Consider the following 21,394-nt stretch of genomic DNA (forward strand, 5'->3'; position numbering starts at 1 on the left):
TCGCGAATCGCTCTATTGCTGTTCTGGCGAACTCGCTACATTCCCGACCGGTAGCTATGTGGGAAACCCCATAGGGTTCGATGTCCTGGAGTGAGATTCGCCGTGTTGAAAACAACGCTCGTCCAAACTGGTTTGGCGTGTTGCATCCTTCTGGCCTGGGCTGCGCCGTCGTCGGCTCAGGACGTTAAAACTCTTGTTGCTCAAGCCGCCGAACTTAGCGAATCGGCTCAATCGCAGGACGAACTGACCCAGGTCATTCAGGTCTGCGACGAAGCCAAGCAACTGGAAATGACGCAAACCCAGGTCGACTACTTCATCCAGCTCGAGGCCTGGGCACGCAACAAACGGGGCGAGATCTACGCCGAAACGTCGCTGATGACCGACGACGAAGATAAGATCCGCATGCTGGAAGCCGCTGCCCTGCAAGACTTTTCGGCAGCGATCAAACTGAATCCCAAGCATTGGCAAGCGATCCATAATCGGGCCGTTTCCTACGCGATGATCGGGGAAAATGCGAAGGCCCTGGCCGATCTCGACTCGGCTTTGAGTTTGAACCCGAAGTTCGAGCTCGCTTTATACAACAAGGCGGAACTGCTTTACGAAGCCGGCCAGTTCCCGGCCGCCCTCAAGAACTATCAGGCGGTCCTGAAGATCAACCCAAAGGATATCGGGGCGATGACCGGTCAGGCACACTGCTTCTACCGACTCGAGAACTTCGAGGCCGCTCTGACCGCCTACAACCAGGCCGTGAAGCTGGAGCCTGAAAACGCCCTCGTCCTGGCCAACCGGGCCGATGCCTACAGCGACCTGGGCCTCTGGAAGCAAGCCATCCTCGACTACAAGAAGGCGCTGACGATCGAGAAAGACCTGCCGCGTGCCCAGCAAGGGCTGGCCTGGATCTTGGCTACGTGCCCGGAAGATGGTTTCCGCAACCCAGAGCTCGCCTTGCGATTCGCCCAAGCAGCCGTTGCCCAGAATGACCTGGCCGACTTCCGTTACTACGACACACTGGCCGCGGCGGAAGCTGCAATGGGGCAGTTCGATGTCGCCAAGCAGCGGATGAACGAAGCGATGAAAGCGGCCCCGCAGTCCGAGAAGCCGTTTCTCCAACATCGCCTGGCTCTCTACGAAAGCCGCCAGCCCTATCGCGAACCGAAGCGATAACCGGGCGTAATAAGAATTAGGGAAGGACTTTCGCCTTGGCCGAAGTGAACCTTTCTACGAGCGAACTGCTCTGAACCTCAGGGTAATCCCGCAGGGACAAAATTCAGTGAAATTTTCACCTTCCCGAGGTGATGCCCTTGGTATACAAATAAGAAGCTTGGCAACTAGGGCGATTTGCCATCCCTTAAGACAATGTCATTCGGCCTAAGGGCGCATGAGTGACGATAGGGACTTGCCATTCGGTGTTAACTATTGGTCAGTTAAGCCTTTACAGGGATTCCGATCCCTCACCTTTATGAAGACCATCTTTCTTCTCATTCTTCCGACGCAACGTCCCATTGTGGTGGGACCAGGAATTTCAGCCGCCGCGTAGGCTGACGTTCCCCTCTGGACATATGCGCCGGTTCTCCCCAAGTGATCTAGCGGGAAGAACCAAAACGAGTAAGATGGCGGATCACTATATGCTGGCCTAGCCGGTCCCTTCAGGGGCAGACCAGGCCCGATGTCCGAGACGAGTCAGTAGCGGTTTTACCGGATTCTGTTTCCGATTTACGGCTCGGGTTCTCTCTCCTTACCCACCGAGACCTCCCGAACCCATTGCACCCTTACACCAGTTTTTCATTTCAATCGTGACATTATGGACCTGAAGAAACTACGAAACATCGGTATTTCGGCTCACATCGACTCCGGTAAGACGACTCTGAGCGAACGCATCCTCTTCTACAGTGGTCGTATCCACAAAATCGAAGAAGTTCGCGGTGGTGGCGACGGCGCGACCATGGACCACATGGAACTGGAAAAGGAACGCGGTATCACGATTACCTCGGCCGCAACCAGCGTTTCCTGGAATGGTCACCCGATCAACCTGATTGACACCCCTGGGCACGTCGACTTCACCGTCGAAGTGGAACGCTCGCTCCGCGTTCTCGACGGTGCGATCCTCGTTCTGTGCTCGGTCGGTGGTGTGCAGGCTCAGTCGCTCACCGTGGACCGTCAGATGAAGCGTTACAAGGTTCCGCGTCTGGCGTTCATCAACAAGATGGACCGTACCGGTGCCAACCCAGACAGCGTCATCAAGCAGATGCGTGACAAGCTGGGCGTCGACGCCATCGCTTTCCAGATCCCGATCGGCAAAGAAGACAGCTTCAAGGGCGTGGTCGACCTGATCGAAATGGAAGCCATCTACTACGATGGTGCCCAGGGCGAAACGGTCCGTAAGGAAGCAATTCCGGCCGACCTGCAAGACAAGGCCGAAGCCGCTCGCCACGACATGCTCGAAGCTCTGTCGAACTACAGCGACGAGATCATGGAACTGCTCTTGGGCGAAGAAGAAGTGCCTAAGGCCCTGATCTACAAGACCACCCACGACGCCGTCGTCGGTCTGCAGATCACCCCGGTCTTCATGGGCACCGCCTTCAAGAACAAGGGCGTCCAGACGCTGCTCGATGCGATCGTGCGTTACTTGCCTTCGCCACTGGAAGTGAAGTACAGCGCTAACAGCTTCGATGACTCGGAAAAGAAGATCCCGCTGGCTTGCGATCCCAAGGCACCGTTCGTCGGTATGGCCTTCAAGATCGTCGAAGATCCTTACGGTCAGTTGACCTTCATGCGTATCTACCAGGGTACGATCGAAAAGGGTCAGCCTTACGTGAACCAGCGTACCGGCAAGACCGAACGTTTTGCTCGTATCGTCCGAATGCACTCGAACAAGCGTGAAGAAATCGATAACGCAGCTGCCGGTGATATTATCGCCGTGACTGGTATCGACTGTGCTTCCGGTGATACCTACGCCAAGGAACGTGAGTTCTGCTCGCTGGAAAACATCTTCGTGCCGATCCCGGTTATCAAGATTTCGGTCGCCCCGAAGAGCCGAGACGACAGCGACAAGCTGAGCAAGGCCCTGCAGCGTTTCCGTAAGGAAGACCCAACCTTCCACGTGTTCACCGATCCTGAGACGAACGAAACGATCATCGCAGGCATGGGTGAGTTGCACCTGGACGTCTACGTCGAGCGAATCAAGCGCGAATACAAGGTGGAAGTCGTCACCGGCCCACCAAAGGTTTCGTACCGCGAAAGCCCGACCCAGAAGGTCGAGTACAACTACAAGCACAAGAAGCAGACGGGTGGTTCCGGTCAGTTCGCTCACATCGTGGGCAGCATGGAACCACTGCCGCAGGACACCGAAGGTGCCGAAAACTTCGTCTTCGACGACAAGATCAGCCAGGGTCGTATTCCTAAGGAATACATTCCAGCCGTTCAGCGTGGCTTCGAAGACTGCATGAGCAAGGGCCCTTTGGCCGAGTTCCCAGTGGTGGGATTAAAAGTGACCCTTTCGGACGGTTCGTACCACGATGTCGACTCGTCGGAAATGGCATTTAAGATCGCCGCTCAGGGCTGCTTCCGCGAGAACTTCATGAAGATGAAGCCAACCTTGCTGGAACCAATCATGAACGTGGAAGTTGAAATTCCAGAAGCGTTCCAGGGTCCAGTGACCGGCGACATCATCGTTCGCCGCGGTATGGTCAACCAGACCGACATGAACGGTGACACCACCGTCATTTCGGCTGAAATTCCACTGGCCTCGATGTTTGGTTACGCTACTGAACTGCGTAGCATGACCCAAGGTCAGGGTACCTTCAGCATGGAACTGGGTAGCTACAAGCCGACTCCTTCGCACATCCAGGAAGAAGTCGTTGCCGAACGCCGCAAGGAACTGGAAGCCAACAAGTAAGCCCTGGCTTTCTTCCTTTGATTAACCAAAAGCCCCCGGTCAGATCCAAGTGATTGACCGGGGGCTTTTTTGTGCCTGCGACAAAACGTCTCAACATCTCGGGTTGCGATAGATGGCGGATTTAGCGACTTTATAGGGATCAGCGGGATCGACCAGTTCCGCTTCCCTATTTCCTCCTTCGTTCGTGCCGGACGAAGGGACCAGAGATTGCCGAGCAAGCAAGCCATGAAATTCTTCGCCTTCCACCTGATGCCATGGGATCGCCTCCCAGACGATTTTTCTGAGAAGTACGATACCGCTTGGACCTGGCTGCCCAACGAGATGTTCGACCCGGTGCATGGCGGGGAACTCTATAACAATTACCTCGATCAATTGGTCCTGGCCGACCAGCTTGGCTTCGATGGGGTGTGCGTCAACGAACACCACCAGAACGCCTATGGCACGATGCCCAGCCCGAACCTGATGGCGTCGATCCTGGCTCGCCAGACCAAGAACTGTAAGATCGCTGTCGTTGGCAATGCGATCCCGTTCTACGATCCGCCGACTCGCTGTGCCGAAGAGTTCGCGATGATCGACTGCATCAGTGGCGGACGCTTGATCGCTGGCCTGGTTGTCGGTGGTGGCCCAGAATATTACAGCTTCTCGAAGAATCCAACCTTCGCCCGCGAGATGTACCGCGAAGCGTTCGACTTGATCATCCGTGCCTGGACCGAACCGGGCCCGTTCGAGCATTACGGCAAGCATTGGAAGCTGAAGTACGTCAATCCCTGGCCACGCCCAATCCAGCAGCCTCACCCGCCGATCTGGATCCCCGGGGCTGGTAGCCGCGAAACGATTCAGTTCGTGGCACAGCGCCGCTTCGCCTACATGGGCATCCCGTACTTCCATCTCGACTTCTTCCAAAGGAACTTCGATATGTTCCGCGACGAATGCGAGAAGTGCGGCTACACCACCGACCCAGAACAGCTTGGCTGGTTATTGCCGATCTATTGTGCCGAGACCGACGAGCAGGCCTGGGCTGAATACGAGAAGCATCTGTGGTACTTCGTGAAGAAGCTGCTGAAGGGGCTCGTAGTCTTCCCACCTGGCTACACCTCGGCACGCTCGATCGCAGGCATCCAGAAGGGCCTGCAGCAGTTCATGAGCACCTGCGAAACCCGCGAAGACATCGAGAAGGGTGGCTACGCGATCGTGGGCAGCCCTGACACGGTTCGCCAAAAGTTGGCCGAACGCATTACGAAGCTCGGCGTTGGCAACCTGCTGGGCTTGTTCCAGCTCGGAACTCTTCCGCACGACCTGACCTGCCGAAGCATGAAACTGTTTGCCGAGAAGGTCATGCCAGGCCTCCGCGAAGAAATGAATGTGGCGCTGACCAGCTAACGCTGTTTCCGCCGCTATCCAACCCTTCGCCGGTCAGGCAAGGGACCACGTAGGCCCACGCACCTAAGTTCATCATGATGAAAACCGAAAACAAATCCCTCAATATCGCCGGTAAGAAGATTCAGCTTACGATCCTGGGCGAAGGGCCACCGCTTCTTTACCTGCACTCGGCAGGCGGCGAGACCGAGCCGATCGATTTTCATAAGAAGCTGGCCGAGAAGTACACCGTTTACCTGCCCGCCCACCCAGGCTTCGCCCTCAGCGAAGGGCTCGACCAGATCGACGACATTCAGGACCTGGCCTGGCACTACGTCGACCTGATGCAGCAACTGAACCTGGAGAACGTTCCGGTCGTTAGCTGGTCGCTGGGAAGCTGGCTGGCGGCAGAGATCAAATTGATTCGCCCGAACCTGATCGGCCCGCTGGTGATGATCGCCGCCGCCGGTCTGCACGTCGACGGCGCTCCGATGGCCGAGTTGTTCCTCGATAGCTTCGATGAACTGCGCGAACTGCTGTTCTTCGATCCGAATTGCCAGATCGCGTTCGATCTGACTCCTTCGGACGTGAACGATCCGCGAATCTTGTTATGGCTGCGTGCACGAGAAGCGACGGCACGCGTCGGCTGGAATCCATATCTGCACGATCCGAAGCTGGCAGGTCACCTGCATCGCCTCGACAGTCCGATCCACATCATTTGGGGACGGCAGGACAAGCTGATTCCACTCGCTCATGGCGAATATTACGCCGAGCATTTGCCCAATGCAAAGCTGACGATCCTGGAAGAATGCGGGCACATGGTTCCCTACGAAAAGACCGAGGAAACCGCCAAGCTGACGCTCGACTTCCTGGCGTCCGCCTAAGTCGCCGCCGTTCGACGACTTTTCGATCGACCACTCGAGAGACCTCGCCCTGGCAATCGCCGCTTAGGGCGCGGTCTCTTCTGCTTTAGCCGTCTCGCCCGTTGCTTCTGGCGTGTTGGCCTGCTCGGCCTTGACCTCTTCGGTCATCTTCGGCTGATCGTCGACAAACAGCTTGTCGAACTCTTTTTCGTAGTGGTCTTCACCAAAGGTCAGCTCACCACCTTGGTATCCGACCAGCGAAACGGCCATGCCCAGCACAATCGCTCCGAGCAGCCAACCAACCTTGGCGCCTGAGCTTTCCTTCTTGTAGGCCGCGTAGGCAAGCGGAATCAGGCAAAGCGAGCCCGCCGCGACAATAATGCCCAGCCAGCGATGCCGATCAATCGCCGCTTCCACCGAGTAATCGACGCCGTAGCCTTCGTGCAAGGCGTAGCCCCAACCGGTCACACAGGCACCCACCGCCCCCAAGGCGCCAACCCACAGGCAGTGGAACGCAGCTGACTCAAACGACTTGCCGAAGATCTTCGACAAGACAAGGAAAACCATCGAGATCGAAAGCAGACCGATCGGAAAGTGAACCGTGGCCGGATGGAACAGTCCCTGGAAGATCAAGGCCTTGTACGAGGTCGACATGTCGGCGACCGGCATATTGGCTTCGGTTTCACCTTCCTCGGTCGAATCGTTCTGCCAATCGAAGTCGGCACCTTCTTCGATCCACAGCTTGATCGTGGCCAGTTCGGCAGCGGTCATCCCGTCGGAATGACGCGAATTAACCGGCGGCATCTTCATGTCTTCATCTTCGGTGACCAGATAGTCGGTCCAAAGATAGCTGTTCTCGAAATCGCCTGGCTCGATATAACTGCCAAGTGATTCTTCCGAATCGACCCGGAAGTCATTCTTAGCCTTCTCTGGCCCGTGACATTCCAGGCAACGGAACTCCAGGATGGGCTGGACGTCTTTATGAAAGTTCACGACGTTCTGGGCTTCCACTGCAAGTGAAGTGCTGAAGCTGAACAAGATTCCCAAAACAATGCGGAGGTACATGGAAGCTCACTAAGGTCGAAGGGTGCCGCTATGTAAGGTGTGATGGGGCAGGCACTGCCAGTAATGCACGAAAGGTACCATCCCAAGTAAAGGACGGAAACCAGCGGTCATTCGGCAGGGGAAGGCCCAATGACGGAATTTACTCGCGACGAACTGAATCACACTCATCGTTCCAAACCGATAAGCAAGACGTAAACGCGAGCTCTATCCAGGGAGGGTCGGCAAGGCGGGGAAAATTCGCTGACGGGTGCTGCCCGACCGCCTTATTCTATTTTTTTCTGCCATGGTCCATCAAGGCAATTGCTATTTTGCCCGTACGATTTAATTCTCAATCCCACTTAGAAATGCCCACGCATTCGGGCGTAGATGGGGCTAGTCCCACGGAAGTAAGAAGGGCCTGATTTTCCCCTAGCTCGGTGAAGCACTTTACCAAAGGGATCGATAACAGCCAGCAGAACAATTTCGCATCGCTTAGTAAGCCTCGTTACAAAGACACTTACTCAGGACAATCGACGCCGCTAACGCGAGATATGCCAATAATTTAGCCCAGGAAGATAGTACTACGCTCAGAAGCGTGGTTCGCATATAAAGTCATTCAGACGATCGAGGTTCTGTGATAGGAACACGGCGAAAGAAAAGAGCACTTCCTCTTTGGGTGAAGAAGTGCCCCTTGTTGTTTTAAGATCGAGGGTAATTTCAGGGGCGGATCGCCGCTTAAAGTATCTCAAGCATTTTCTTGGCAATTGCCGCAGCTTTCGCCCCATGAGCGGAGTCAAGCTTCTTAAATTCGACCAGAAGGGCCGCCGCCTTGTCTGGTTCGGTCTCTTTCAGACGCTCGATGTTCTCTTAAATGTTAATCACTTCGCTGCTGACGATCTTTTTCTGAACGATGTAATTGAGGTCTCCACGGATGGCATCGAAAGCGGTCGGCGGAGTTTAGTCTGCGAAAGATACCACCAGACAGACCCACATTTAACTCAACGCCGATTGAAGAGGCGGTTACGCTAGACTCGCGGATTCGCTGAAATCGAGACGCGTTTGTTTCTGCAATTAGATTGACTGCTTAGACGTAGCGATGCATAGGCAGGTCGTAATGCGGAGCCCAGCCCAGCGGAAGCGTCACACCGGTAATCCAGCTCGCGTCATCCGAGACAAGGAAGGCGACCGCATTGGCAACATCGTGAGGTGCCCCGACCCCAAGTGGATGACAAGCATCGATATCCTTGCGGAGTTGTTCGACTTCTTCCCGCGAATCACACTCTTCGGCAAAACGCATTGCCATCGGCGTCGTGACGATCCCAGGGGCCACCGCGACGACGCGGATCTTCTTCGGCCCCAGTTCCCAGGCCAGCGACTGCGTAAAGCCATTAAGGCCTGCCTTACTGGCACTGTAAACCGAGAAGCCAACACAGCCCCCTAGCCCAAGGGCCGATGCGACATTCAGCACGACTCCGCCGGGTGACGGAAGCAGCGACAAGAACGAACGCGTCATGCGGATCGCGCCGGTGAGATTGATATCGAGCAGTTGCTCCCACTCACCTTCTGCGTAGTCTTCCAGATTCTGGCAAAGCTCGATCCCGGCGTTATTGATCAGGAAGTCGACTTTGCCGAACTTCTCGGATACGGCTTCCTTCAGGGCATCGATCTGACCAGGCGTAGTGACGTCGCACTCTTGATAGAGGAACGGAATCCCCAGCCGCTCGAGGCGTTTCAATACGCGTTTCGGTTCGTGTCGGTTGGCGACTACGATCGAGGCCCCTTCTTTCGATAACCGTTCGACAATCGCACCTCCGATTCCACGATCGCTGGCCCCGGTCACCAAGGCAACTTTGCCAGAGAAACGAAGCGGAGCAGATTCTGAAGTGGTCGACATCGGAGGTTTACTTCACTGAAATGGGCAGGCGATCAAACCAGAGGACTTGATCATTTTTAATGCAAAAGCCCCAGCAGAGCGACACGGGCCAGACAATAAATGCCAATGTCGCGCTGCTGGGGCTTTCGGTACATCGCAGAAGCAAAGCTTCGGTTTAGTGCTTGCTGTCGCCGCGGCGATCGAACCACTTACGCAGCGTGTTGAACGTGGTCTCGCGACCCATACGAGCAATGCTCATCGTCAGTGGAATCTTCTTGGGGCAAACGGCGACGCAGTTCTGAGCGTTACCGCAAACCTGGATACCACCTTCTTCGGTCAACGCGTCGAGGCGTTCCGAGGCGATCATCTTGCCGGTTGGGTTCAGGTTGAACAGAGCCACCTGGCTAATGGCAGCCGGACCGACGAAGTTACGATTGAAGACTTCGGTCTTGCGAGCTTCGTAGGCGTCTTTCGATTCGCCCGAGTGCTGCAACAATTCGATCTTCGAGTACTGGGGACAAGCTTCCACGCAACATCCGCAGGTCATGCATTCGCTGAGCGGGTAGGCCATTTCCTGAGCGTCGCGAGACTGCTTTGGGCCAGGTCCCAGGTCGTAGTAACCGTCGACTGGGATCCAAGCTTTGACCTTCTTCAGGGCGTTGAACATACGGCTACGATCGACGAACAAGTCGCGGACGACCGGGAACTTGGTCATCGGGCGAAGTTCGATTTCGCGGCCATCTTCCAGCAATTTGTCGACCAGAGCCGAGCAGGACTGGCGAACCTTGCAGTTGATCACCATGGTGCACGCACCACAAACTTCTTCCAAGCAACCACAGTCCCAGCAGACCGGCGTGGTCTTCTGACCGTTGGCAGTCTTCGCCTTCGCCGCGATCTTCTGCAGAACGCTGATCACGTTCAATTCTGGCTCGTAATCGAGCTCGAATCGTTCCCAGTAGCTCGGTTTGCCCGGGCCATCCTGGCGAAGAATTTTCACGAAGAACGTTTTCGGCTTGTTTGCGTGAGCGATCATGATATTTCGTCTTCAGTGCTCAGTTTTCAGTAGGCTGGGTCACGACCCAACTTGTTCCCGCGTACCAAGTCTGCTGGGACCAGGCCCAGCCTACAACACCTTTAGTTGTTCGAAGCAGATGCGGCCGCTTTGGCAGCTTCCTTCTTCTTTTTGGTTCGTTCTTTCCAGACGTTGCTGATCTCTTCAGCGCCGACCAGACCATACAAACGAGGACGAGGAGGCTCGATGCTGATATCGACATCTTCGTAGCTGATGTCCACGTCGTTTCCGTCGTAGGTTGCGATCGTGCTCTTCAGGAACTTATCGACATTCGCCTCGAACTTATCGCACCAAGCTTCCGCTTGATGGTGACGTTCGGTTGGATCGTCGGAGGTCAAACCTGGCAATTCGAATTCTGGCTTGTAGTGAGCACCACGACATTCGTCGCGGGCCCGAGCTCCCTTCAAGATTGCTTCCGCGATTGGGAACATGTCCTGCATCGCCTTGGTGAACAACACATTCTGGTTCGACCAGCTACCGGTGTCGCTCAAAGCACACTTCCAGGCCCGTGCCTTCAAGTCGGCCAGCTTGCCGATCGCTTCGTCGAGTTGCGAGTTGACACGCACCACGGTCGCGGCGCTGGTCATCATGTTGCCCAGTTCCTGATGGATCAGGTAAGGGTTTTCGTCGCCTGACTGCTTCAGCAGGTTGTTGTGACGTTCCTGATGCTGCTTGGCGGCGGCTTCGTACAACGAAGCAGGCTGATCGGCGGCAGCTGCACCTGGCTTCAAGTTGTTCAGCAGCGTTTCCAGACCTGGTGCTACGAACAGCCCGGAGAAGATACAGCTCAGCAGCGAGTTCGCACCCAGACGGTTGGCACCGTGGTAGTGGTAGTCGACTTCGCCGATGGCGTAGAGGTTCGGGATGTTGGTCTGCTGGTTGGCTGGCGAACCAGGCTGCAGCCCGGGACCGCTGGTTTTCTTTTCGTAGTTCGTCCAGAGCCCACCCATGCTGTAGTGAACCGCCGGGAAAATACGCATCGGCGTGTAGCAAGGATCGACGCCCTGGAACTTGCGGTAGATGTCGAGAATACCACCGAGCTTGCGGTTCAGTTCGCTTGCTTCGATGTGCGTCAGGTCGAGGTAAACGCACTGACGGTCTTTTTCGACGCTCAAACCTTCGTTCACGCAGACATTGAAAATCTCGCGCGTCGCGATGTCACGCGGAACGAGGTTTCCGTACTGCGGGTAACGTTCTTCCAGGAAGTAATAGCGTTCGCCTTCCGGAATGTCGGAAGGAGATCGGCTGTCTTGTGGCGTGCGAGGTACCCAAACGCGGCCCCCTTCACCACGAGCCGATTCGCTCATCAGACGCAGTTTGTCGGCACCTGGAATGGCGGTTGGATGCACCTGGATGCATTCGCCATTGCCGTACTTGGCACCAGCTTGCATACAACGGCTGGCAGCCGAACCGTTGCAGGTCATGCTCATCGTCGAGCGACCGTAGATCAGCCCGCAACCACCAGTCGCGACCACCACGGCGTCGGCACGGAACGAGCGGATTTCCATGCTGAAGAGATCTTGAGCAACGGCACCGACGCACACACCTTGGTCGTTGGTGATTGGGCCGAGGAAGTCCCACATCTCGTACTTCTTGACCAGGCCTTCCGATTCCCAGCGACGAACTTGTTCGTCCAAGGCGTACAGAAGCTGCTGACCGGTGGTCGCCCCGGCGAAGGCGGTTCGCTTGTAGAGCGTTCCACCGAAACGGCGGCGATCCAGGAAACCTTCCTGGGTACGGTTGAAGGTCACACCAAGGCGATCCATCAGATCGATCACCTTCGGGGCCCACATGGCCATTTCGTAAACCGGCGGTTGATGGTTCAGAAAGTCACCACCGTAGACGGTGTCGTCGAAGTGTTTGTATTCGTCATCACCCAGTTGCCGGGTCGCGTCGTTAACACTGTTGATCCCACCTTGGGCGCACACGCTGTGCGAGCGTTTGACCGGCGTCAGGCTCATCAGGTCGACCCCGATGCCCAACTCGGCCAATTTCATGGTGGCAGCCAAACCGGCCAGACCACCACCGACAACCAGAACTCGCTTATCTGCCATTCCCATCCACCTTTGGCTCTTGGGTTTTCATTTGGCGGCGTCAGCTTCCCTCTGCTTTATTTAACCGAAGGAAGTCGCGTAGCTTTAACGTTCCGACTCGGCCTGGGGGGCTTCGTCGTGTTCTTCATGCGAAAACTTCGACTCTTCCGAATGCTTGTGCGGATTCGGCATGATGTCGCCGGTCTCGACCAGGATTTCGTACGCCTTGTCTTCCTCGACACGCACTTCCGCGATTTTCTCGGAGCTCATCGAGTAGAGGCCGACAATCGCAGCCATCCCGGCAACAGCCAACAAAACAAAGACAACGTTGGCAGCCAGCTTGGCACGTTCTTGGGCCTTCGGATTGATCCAAAGCCCCCACGTAATCCCAAAGGTGAACAGACCGTTGGAGAAGTGGAAGACCGTCGCGAGCACACCAATGGTGTAAAGAATCGGCACGATAATCGAAGCCTGCATCGCCAGGGCACCGCTGCTCGCCGCGTTATAAGGCGAGAACTGGGCACCAAAGAGCGGATGCGCGACATTGTTGATCCAGAAGTTTGCATGGATCCAGCCGTGCATATGGAACACGTGCCAGGCAATAAACAGAAACGCCACCAGACCGGTCGCCCGCTGCATCGTGTAGCGGAAGTTGCTGTTGTAAGGATATGCCTGGGTGTTGGGATTGCCGCCACTGGTGATCAGCAGCCCATACGCAGCGTGGAAGATGATCGGCAGGAAGATGAAGGCCCATTCGACCAGCGGCAAAATCGGCCCCAGCGAATGGATATGGAACACCAGTCGCTGGAAGAGCAGCGGGGCACCAAACACGCTGGCGTTCACCGAAAGGTGGACCACCATGTAAGCACCGACTGGGACCAGACCGGACAAAGAGTGCAGGCGGCGCAATAAAAATTCATTGCGTTCCAAAAAACTAGGTGCCGAGCTCACCACAGACCCTTTCCGAAATCGAGTAGACTGCCAGGTTGGGCAGAATCTCGCTTGCAAGTGTTGTCTTTAGATCGGTTTAAGGCGCGAAATGCACCCCTCGGCCGCTACTCCGACCAACCATCGAAGGGGGCCGCTCGCATGTTGCAAGTTATAGCGGAATCAGCACTTAGTTATAAGTACCCCTGCTGTAACTGGCGAAATTTCCCATCCAATATCACCTTTGCTGATAAAGTGGGCAATCTGCTCCGTCTCCCCTGCCAGTTTGGCAGGCCCCAAGATGAAGCATCACCTGGGGTCGCAAAGATTTTATGGCAAATTGTGCGTTCTACCGCGCTCTGGACGCCCTTTACCGATCGGTATTGCTCCAGCACGCAAAGTTGGCCAAAAATGGGAACTACATTTGCATACTTAACCGTCGAACGTCATGTTCTGCCAACACTTTAAGCGTGTTTAATTTTCTCTCAGTGCCATGCGAAACAGTTCCCAACCCGTCATGCTGATCACCGACGACGATCGCTCGTTCCGCGAGACGATGGCGGAAGTGTTCGAGCGTCGCGGTTTCGCACCGATTTTGGCGGCCAGCGGAGAAGAGGCGATTCAGGTCACCCAGAAGACGACCGTCCATGTCGCACTGTTCGATTTTCACATGCCACAGCGGACCGGCCTCGAGTCAATCACCGCTTGCCGCAGCATGGGCGTCAATATTCCCTACATCTTGCTCACCGGGGCGCTCGATCAAACGATCGCGACCCAAGCCGAGAGCATCGAGATCTTCTCACTTCTTGAGAAACCGGTCAGCATCCAGATCGTGACTGGCGTCGTGAAAGAAGCGATGTCGCGCCATTACCCGTGGTACGAACTGGAACGCTAAGCCGCGATTCGATCGCCGCGATCATTCCGCATACGTAGATAATTCAGACCATCAAGCACAATGGCGAGCTTAAAGCTCGCCATTGCGTAGTTTTCTGATCGAAGGTCTGACGCCTAAATTCCCTGATCCATCGAACCCGAGGCCGGTGGAATATCGTCGGCGTTGATTTCCTTCGGCGTGCCGTGGCGCTTGGTCTCGGTGCCAGGAACAATGCGTGGACCGTTGGAGGTGTCTTCGATCACCTTCTTCAGCTCGTCGGCGTCGACCACTTCCAGCTCCATCAAACGCTCGGTCAGCGATACCAGGGCGCTGCGGCGATCTTCCATCATGCGTTTGGTGCGATTGAGCAACTCGTCGATGATTCGCTTGATTTCCAGATCGATTTCGCGGTAGGTCTCTTCGCTGTGCGAGCGGGCACGTTCTTCCGATTGCTCAGGGATGAACGCCGAACGACCGCTGGCTCGATAGTTCACGCGACCAAGCCGGCTCATGCCGAAGTCGGTCACCATGCTGCGAGCGATTTCGGTTGCACGTTCCAGATCGTTCTGGGCACCGGTCGAGATCTCGTCGTAGACCATCTCTTCGGCCAGCGTTCCGGCCAACAGCACCTGAATGCGGCTTTCCAGTTCGCTTTGGGTCATCAGGAAGCGATCTTCCGTCGGACGCTGCATCGTGTAGCCAAGCGCGGCCAGACCACGCGGAATGATCGAGACTTTGTGCACCGGGTCGGTATTCGGCAAGCAGTACGCCACCAGTGCGTGACCACTTTCGTGATAGGCGACGCGCAGCTTTTCGTCTTGGTGCATCACACGCTGCTTCTTTTCCAGACCAGCCGTGACACGTTCAACACCTTCGTCGAATTCAATCATCCCGACCGCCGCTTTCCCCTTACGGGCAGCCAGCAGGGCCGCTTCGTTCACCAGGTTTGCCAGGTCAGCACCCGAGAAACCGGTGGTGATCGCGGCGACACCTTTCAGGTTGACCGTATCGTCCAGCTTCACGCTGCGAACATGGACACGCAGAATGTCTTCGCGTCCGCCGGCGTCGGGTCGGTCGACCAACACCTGGCGATCGAATCGGCCGGGACGGAGCAGGGCAGGGTCGAGCATTTCCGGACGGTTGGTGGCGGCAATGATGATGATCCCGGCATTCGCCTCGAAACCATCCATTTCGACCAGCAACGCGTTGAGCGTCTGCTCACGTTCGTCATGACCACCGACGATGCTACCGCCACGCGTTTTACCGAGGGCATCCAATTCGTCGATGAAGATAATGCAGGGACTTTTCGCCGCGGCTTGCTGGAACAGGTCACGGACACGAGCCGCACCCACACCGACAAACATTTCGACAAAGTCGGAACCGCTCATGCTGAAGAATGAGACGCCAGCTTCGCCGGCGATTGCCTTGGCGAGCAGCGTTTTCCCCGTTCCGGGAGGGCCTACCAGCAGAACGCCTTTGGGGATGCGGCCCCCCAGCTCTTGATACTTCTCAGGCGAACGGAGGAAGTCGACGATTTCGCGAACTTCTTCGACCGCTTCCTCAATACCAGCGACATCTTCAAAGCTGATGTTCAGATCGTCCTGCATGTGCAGCTTGCCGCGACTTCGGCCGAATGCGATCGCACTGCCGGTTCCGCCGATTCGCCGAATCATGAAATAACAGAACGCGATCCCCAAACCAATCATCAGCAGGGGACCACCATAGATCTCAAAGAAATTCGGCGGACCGGTCGCTTTGTAATCGGTGAAGCCGACCTTATCGAACATCGCCTGAATCTTGCCGGCCGCATTTTCCGTGCGGACCAGATAAGTGACGATCTTCTGGTCTTCGGTCTTCGCCTTGCTCGGATCTTTCGAGTCGTTGTCGTAGCGATCGACCTTACCAGTGACCGACGATGGCCCGATTTCCACATTTCGCAGATTGGAATAGCGGATGCTGGAAACTTTGCCTTCGCTGTCCTTGTGCTGGACAGTCACGCCGGGGTCGGTATCTGATTTCTTATCGTCCCCAATCGACGCGATCAGGCGTTCCAGATCAGGCTGAGTTAATTCTTCAGAACCTGGTTGCAGGATGTACATTGCGACCAGAAATACGACCGCACAGGCTACCAGGATGTACCACAGATTGCCGGGACTTCCCTTTTCTCCCCGCCGTTTAGGAGATTCGTCGTTGTTATCCATGAGCTTTTTGCTTTGGGTTGCAGAGAAGAATGTGTAACTGCCCAGCGGCGCGAACCGCCTGAAGTGAATCTCATCGTATACTGGCCCCGCTTCTACGACTATCTTTGCCAACTGGCAAAACAGGGCAAGCTGCTAGCGTGCCGACCAGGGGATGAGGGTTGGTCCGATTATGCCGACCAACCTCGATCCTGGGTACCGCCCTCCGGCTGACTTGGCATACGAAGCGATCCCAACTTCCGACTGCGGAAAGAATGCCGTACGCCCGAGACTTTTCAAACGTTTCAGGGGCGATTCGCACCATTAATCAAGACCCCGGTGCGTCGTGCCGTTTTTTTCTACGAAATTGACTCGGCACATGCCCCATCGTCCGCTTGAAGCAACGGATGAACGACTCGGCATGGTTAAATCCACAACGATAGGCAATTTCCGGCATCGGTAAGTCGGTCTCGCGAAGTAGCACGGCGGCTCGTTCGATCCGGACTCTTCGCAAGATGTCGGCCGGCGAACGCCCTACGTGCCGCTCGAAGCGATTTTCGAGTACGCGCCGGGAAACACTGACAGCCTTCTCGACATCACTAATCCGAATCGGCTCGTCGGCGTGATCGCGAATGTATTTGATCGCCGCCGTCACGACATCGTCTTGAAAGCCGGTCGCGTCGGACGACCGCCGAGCAATCACTCCATGCGGAGGAATCTCGATCGGCTCTGTGGGGGCTGGCTTTCCCTGGATCATCGCTTCCAACAGTTCGGCCGCTCGGTAACCGACCGTTCGGCCTGCCTGGTCGAGACTCGAAATCTCGACCGGAGCCAATGCCGACATCAACGCGTCGTCTTCAATGCACAGCACGGCGAGATCGTCAGGCACTTCGATCGTCGCGTTGGCACAATGCGTGATGACCGTTCGCCCGACCATCGCACTCCAGGCAATCACGCCAATCGGCTTTGGCAGTTCCAGTAGCCACCGCTGCAGTTCGTACGACTCGGAACGTAAACCATGTTCGTTCACGATTTGCGAGGTGCCGCTGAAATGAAAGACATGCAGGCGCGATCCTTCCGATTCAACACCGCGGCGAATCTCTTCCTCCATGAAGGTTCCGTAGCGCATGTGCGGAGCCGCTCCGATGAACGCGACGTCACGAAACCCGCGATCAACGAAGTGCTGAGCCGCCATCTGTCCGCATGCCCGTTGATCGGAAACGACGTTCGGGTAACGCTGCGAATGCGTTCGCGTCCACGACACGTTAACCGCCGGAATCTTACGCGCCGCGATCGATCGCAACAGCGACGCATGCGTTAGGCGGCCAATCACCCCATGCCCTTGCCAGTCTTTGGGAATCTGCAGCACATCCCAAAATCCATGCGGTTCGATAAAGCAATCCCAGCCACCCTGCTCGTTGGCGAAGTCCGCGACCCCGCGCAGCACGTCACGACTCCACTCGGTGGCGGTCTGAACCATTAGCGCGATCGATCTTCGCGCTGGCACTCCTAGTAACGATGTATTCATGACTGGTTGTGTTAAGAAACGCCTCGTAGATCGACCATTTTCATGAAGATTCTGAGTGTAAGCGATGGCATAAAAAACTATCTTAAAACTGTGCGAAAGACTGGTGCATTATATCAATCTTTATGCGTTATTTGTCATGTCTCTCAAAAATGACCCGAGATATGATCGGCTCATCGTTTCGCAGGGCAGCGTCCAACCTCGTTGCAGCAACCTGCTGAACGTTCTGAATTCCATTCCTATTTCGTTCTTCTGTTTGGTTGTTTGGAGAGAGCTCTCATGTCGCGGAAACCTCACGCATTCACGCTGGTCGAATTGCTAGTTGTCATAGCAATCATCGGCGTTCTGATTGCCTTATTATTGCCAGCCGTGCAGCAAGCACGCGAAGCGGCACGTCGGATCAATTGCACGAACAATTTGAAGCAGCTTGGCCTCGCCCTCCATAATCATCACGACACCTTCGGGGCGTTTCCTGCCGGAGCGAACGACGAGCGCGATTCGGACAACGATGAAGTCGGGTCAATGTGGAGTGCCCGTATTCTACCGTTCATCGAACAAAACAATTTGTACGAAGCCCTTACCCTGGACAACTCGGCTAACTTTGCCGCCGGTAGTGGTGGCGTGAGCGGGGCCTCGATTGGCAGTACCAATAGCGCGCATCGAAACATCGCGGCATGTGAAACGATGATCGAGAATTTGCGTTGCCCATCGGCCCCCATTCCCAAGGCGGTCAAAGATACGTCGACAGACAACTGGACCGTGCAGAACCGTGTTCCGGCAAGCTACCTGGCGAACTGCTCTGGCACGCTTACTTCCGACTATGATTCGAGCCACAACTCTGGCGGCGGTCAGGACTGGTGGGGAAAGAATGCCGGCAGCGGCTTGAATGGTGTCTTCCAGAACTTTCGGGCACTGAGCTTCTCGGCGGTCACCGACGGAACGTCGAATACAGTTGCTTTTGGCGAGGCGGTTCCTGATCCGAAGAGCACCGGGGCCCGGGAAGACAAAGCGAACGGTTCAGCCGCCCAGAAAGATCACTGGTATATCGGTGGCGATGATATCGATGTGCCGGAAGATTGGTCCGAGATGTGGGGCTCGCTGGGAGTCGGCATCAATCTGCCCAAGGTCGACCCCGGAAGTTCCGGTTTCGCCGCGTATGAGTTCGGCTACAGCAGCCAGCATCCTGGGGGAGCGATGTTCTGCCTGACCGACGGCTCGGTCACGTTTCTGGCTGAAACGATCGACGCCAACACGCGGCAAGCGTATGGCACTCGTAACGGCGAAGAAGTCATTTCAAAGTAACCACCAGGCAAGGATACGCTGATGGACACTCCATTCCCGCCCCCTCGTCACGCAGCACTTGGCGGCTTTACCTTGATGACACTACTACTGCTTGGCTGCAGCTCCGAACCAGGCCGGGCCTCGATCGAAGGAATGGTCTCGCTCAACGGGCAACCTCGCGGTGGCGTCGAAGTCACCTTTTGGAACGAGAACGATCACCAGCAGATGGTTTTCTCGACGACTACCGCTGACGATGGCCGATTTCTGGTCGAGAACATCTTCCTGGGAAGCGTTCGCGAGTGTGTCGTAACCTTCTCGAAACCAGCCCTGAAGAACGGCAGCGATATTCCGCCGGACATCAAAGCGTCGGAAGTCGCCACGGTTGATCTCGCTCCGAAAGATCTTCGCGACCCGGACAAGTCGCCGGTCCATGCTTCCGTGCCGGTTAGCGACTTTCAATACGATATCGTGACTGGCAAATAAGCAGCCACGGCACCCTAAAACATCTTCGCCCGGCGACCATCTCCCCCACGAAGATGGTCGCCGGGCTTTTTTGATTCACCACTCTCGATGGATAATTTGCTACGGTTTGGCGAACGAATGCGTGAAACGATTTCGCGCAAACCCTATATTGAGAGCTCACTCAACACCACGAATTGAGCTTTTTCACGCCACTTTCGGCCGATCTCAGGGTTTCATGCTTGTTTAGGAATGCTCGTTCTGCGGCGAAGGATCTGCCGTCGTGATTCCCAATCCTTTGCACAGTCCTGAAAGGTTCCGCGATGCGTCGCTTGTACCTCCCTGGCATTGCCCTGCTGCTTTGCATGTCTGGCCTCTCTTCGTCGCTATTGGCGGAAGACCATTTTCTGACCATTGGTGGTGGGCCCACGGCAGACGGTAACCAGGTTTCACTCGAAAACAACGTGCTCTATTTCCAGCGCACGCTCAGCAAATTGGGACTCGACCAGAAAGAACATCAGATCCTGTTTGCCGACGGCAACGATCCTGGTATCGATCTGCAAGTCGAGAACCCAGACCGAGGTCCCGAAGACCTTCGTCGGATGCTGGCCGAGATCGTTGGCCCATCGACCGGGATTCGCTTCGACTACCGCAGCAGTTCCATCGCAGGGATTTCAGGTGCGGCTCAACCGGAAGTGATCGAAGAACGCATCAAAGAGCTGAGCAATCGCCTTACCGACGGCGACCGACTGATTCTCTACTTCACTGGCCATGGTGGTCGCGAAAGACCTGCCCCGCAGCGACGCTCGTCTCGTTCCGGCCGGCCGACCGCCGCCATCCAAGAAGATCCGAAAGAAGAAGCAAGCGACGACTCTGATAACAAGGAAGATTCGGCCAAGGAAGAGGAAGCTTCGACGGAGGATGAAAAGAAGGAAGACGACAACAGCCGATCGGAACGCCGTCGCCCAAGTCGTCCGACCTACGTCGGCAATCACACGCATCTTTGGCACCATCAGACGATGACCGTGCCGGCTTGGGCCGAGAAGCTCGACCAGCTTCCGCCAGACATGCCCGTGGTGGTGGTGATGGTGCAATGCTACAGCGGCGGCTTCGGCAACTTGATCTTTGAAGGGGGCGATCCGAAGAACGGTCTGACGTCGCTGCCACGTTGTGGATTCTTCTCGACCGTGCCCGACCGTGTTGCCGCTGGCTGCACGCCGAATGTCGATCAGGCCGAATACCGCGAGTACTCCTCGTACTTCTGGGAAGCTCTCAGCGGCACCACACGCACCGGTCAGATTGTTGCCATGCCCGACTACGACAACGATGGCCAGACGTCGCTACTCGAAGCCCACGCTTACACGGTGCTGACTGCCGATACGATCGACATCCCGACCCGCACGTCCGACTTCTTCCTGCAACAGCTTTCGTCCGTCGACAGAGATAAGAAGTTGATGACGATTCACACGCCGGTCGAACTGCTTCTGGCGGAAGCCGATCCATGCGAACATGCCGTTATTGAAGGGCTCAGCCAACACTTCGGTCTTTCGGAACAAGATCGTGGTAAAGAAGTCGACGAAGCGATCCGCGACAAACGCAGCGACAAGCGGAAGGTCGATGGCGATGTCCGTCGCAAGCAGCAAACCATCAACGGCAAGCGTGGCGAAATCAAACGAGCACTACAGGAACGTTGGCCTGAGATCGTCAGCCCCTGGCATCCGAAGGTTGCTCAGCTGATTGCCGACGAACCAGCGACGCTGGAGGACTTTATCACGAAGCACAAAGCGTATCGCGAATTGACCGAAGCGAGCGAAGAACTGCATCAGCTTCAAGCCGACCAGGAACAACTGGAAGTCGATATCGTGAAGCTCGAACGGCTCAAATACTGGCTCGAACGCCGTGCCCTGGCCCTCAATCTGCCATTGGTTGCCGACGAAAAGAGCGTCGACCAGTTCAAGCGACTCGTCGAACTCGAGTCGCAAAAGCTCTAGTCACCGGCCAATCTTGCTCTGGCC

General features: G+C 56.0%; 15 protein-coding genes. 8 read left to right on the forward strand and 7 right to left on the reverse strand.

Annotated features, from left to right (window positions below; translation table 11 throughout):
* Window positions 1-102 precede the first annotated feature (102 nt).
* The 4 genes from AB1L30_RS10500 to AB1L30_RS10515 all read left to right on the forward strand — a co-directional run bounded on the left by AB1L30_RS10500 (window position 103) and on the right by AB1L30_RS10515 (window position 6,135).
* Window positions 103-1,164 (forward strand): tetratricopeptide repeat protein, encoded by a 1,062-nt coding sequence (locus AB1L30_RS10500; protein ID WP_367013371.1) that lies wholly within the window; start codon window positions 103-105, stop codon window positions 1,162-1,164.
* Window positions 1,165-1,801: 637 nt separating this feature from the next.
* Window positions 1,802-3,895: an elongation factor G gene (gene fusA / locus AB1L30_RS10505; protein WP_367013372.1), complete on the forward strand. Its 2,094-nt coding sequence runs from the start codon at window positions 1,802-1,804 to the stop codon at window positions 3,893-3,895.
* Between the two features lie 225 nt (window positions 3,896-4,120).
* Complete coding sequence (locus AB1L30_RS10510; RefSeq protein WP_367013373.1) at window positions 4,121-5,275, forward strand: LLM class flavin-dependent oxidoreductase; 1,155 nt, start codon at window positions 4,121-4,123, stop codon at window positions 5,273-5,275.
* Between the two features lie 74 nt (window positions 5,276-5,349).
* A complete protein-coding gene (locus AB1L30_RS10515) occupies window positions 5,350-6,135 on the forward strand; it encodes an alpha/beta hydrolase (RefSeq protein WP_367013374.1) in 786 nt (261 codons plus the stop codon).
* 63 nt (window positions 6,136-6,198) lie between these two features.
* On the opposite strand, the gene AB1L30_RS10520 is transcribed toward AB1L30_RS10515, so the two are convergent.
* The 5 genes from AB1L30_RS10520 to AB1L30_RS10540 all read right to left on the reverse strand — a co-directional run bounded on the left by AB1L30_RS10520 (window position 6,199) and on the right by AB1L30_RS10540 (window position 13,045).
* On the reverse strand, window positions 6,199-7,179 hold the full coding sequence (locus tag AB1L30_RS10520) for a c-type cytochrome domain-containing protein (protein WP_367013375.1): 981 nt from the start codon (window positions 7,177-7,179) through the stop codon (window positions 6,199-6,201).
* A 1,063-nt stretch (window positions 7,180-8,242) separates the two neighbouring features.
* Window positions 8,243-9,052: an SDR family oxidoreductase gene (locus AB1L30_RS10525; protein ID WP_367013376.1), complete on the reverse strand. Its 810-nt coding sequence runs from the start codon at window positions 9,050-9,052 to the stop codon at window positions 8,243-8,245.
* Between the two features lie 154 nt (window positions 9,053-9,206).
* Window positions 9,207-10,064, reverse strand: a complete 858-nt coding sequence (gene sdhB, locus AB1L30_RS10530; RefSeq protein ID WP_367013377.1) for a succinate dehydrogenase iron-sulfur subunit — start codon at window positions 10,062-10,064, stop codon at window positions 9,207-9,209.
* A 101-nt stretch (window positions 10,065-10,165) separates the two neighbouring features.
* The gene (gene sdhA, locus AB1L30_RS10535; protein ID WP_367013378.1) at window positions 10,166-12,157 is read right to left on the reverse strand and encodes a succinate dehydrogenase flavoprotein subunit; all 1,992 of its coding nucleotides are present in this window, start codon (window positions 12,155-12,157) and stop codon (window positions 10,166-10,168) included.
* Window positions 12,158-12,241: 84 nt separating this feature from the next.
* Window positions 12,242-13,045 (reverse strand): succinate dehydrogenase cytochrome b558 subunit, encoded by an 804-nt coding sequence (locus tag AB1L30_RS10540; RefSeq protein ID WP_345091563.1) that lies wholly within the window; start codon window positions 13,043-13,045, stop codon window positions 12,242-12,244.
* Window positions 13,046-13,556: 511 nt separating this feature from the next.
* On the opposite strand from AB1L30_RS10540, the gene AB1L30_RS10545 reads away from it, so the two are divergent.
* Window positions 13,557-13,958 carry a response regulator gene (locus AB1L30_RS10545; RefSeq protein ID WP_367013379.1) on the forward strand — a complete coding sequence of 134 codons (402 nt, stop codon included), beginning with the start codon at window positions 13,557-13,559 and terminating at the stop codon, window positions 13,956-13,958.
* Window positions 13,959-14,071: 113 nt separating this feature from the next.
* Here AB1L30_RS10545 and ftsH read toward each other — a convergent pair whose 3' ends face one another.
* Together ftsH and AB1L30_RS10555 are read right to left on the reverse strand one after the other, a co-directional pair.
* Entirely contained in the window at window positions 14,072-16,138 is a 2,067-nt protein-coding gene (gene ftsH / locus AB1L30_RS10550; RefSeq protein WP_367013380.1) for an ATP-dependent zinc metalloprotease FtsH, read from the reverse strand.
* Window positions 16,139-16,442: 304 nt separating this feature from the next.
* Window positions 16,443-17,594, reverse strand: coding sequence for a substrate-binding domain-containing protein (locus tag AB1L30_RS10555; RefSeq protein WP_367013381.1), 1,152 nt, complete (start codon window positions 17,592-17,594; stop codon window positions 16,443-16,445).
* A 324-nt stretch (window positions 17,595-17,918) separates the two neighbouring features.
* Here AB1L30_RS10555 and AB1L30_RS10560 point away from each other — a divergent pair, with 324 nt between their 5' ends.
* The 3 genes from AB1L30_RS10560 (at window position 17,919) to AB1L30_RS10570 (ending at window position 21,370) form a co-directional block, all read left to right on the forward strand.
* Entirely contained in the window at window positions 17,919-18,941 is a 1,023-nt protein-coding gene (locus AB1L30_RS10560; RefSeq protein WP_367013382.1) for a DUF1559 domain-containing protein, read from the forward strand.
* Window positions 18,942-18,962: 21 nt separating this feature from the next.
* Window positions 18,963-19,403: a hypothetical protein gene (locus tag AB1L30_RS10565; protein WP_367013383.1), complete on the forward strand. Its 441-nt coding sequence runs from the start codon at window positions 18,963-18,965 to the stop codon at window positions 19,401-19,403.
* 299 nt (window positions 19,404-19,702) lie between these two features.
* On the forward strand, window positions 19,703-21,370 hold the full coding sequence (locus AB1L30_RS10570) for a hypothetical protein (protein ID WP_367013384.1): 1,668 nt from the start codon (window positions 19,703-19,705) through the stop codon (window positions 21,368-21,370).
* Window positions 21,371-21,394: the final 24 nt, after the last annotated feature.

The organism is Bremerella sp. JC817, from assembly GCF_040718835.1.
In the GTDB taxonomy this organism is placed as follows: Bacteria; Planctomycetota; Planctomycetia; order Pirellulales; family Pirellulaceae; genus Bremerella.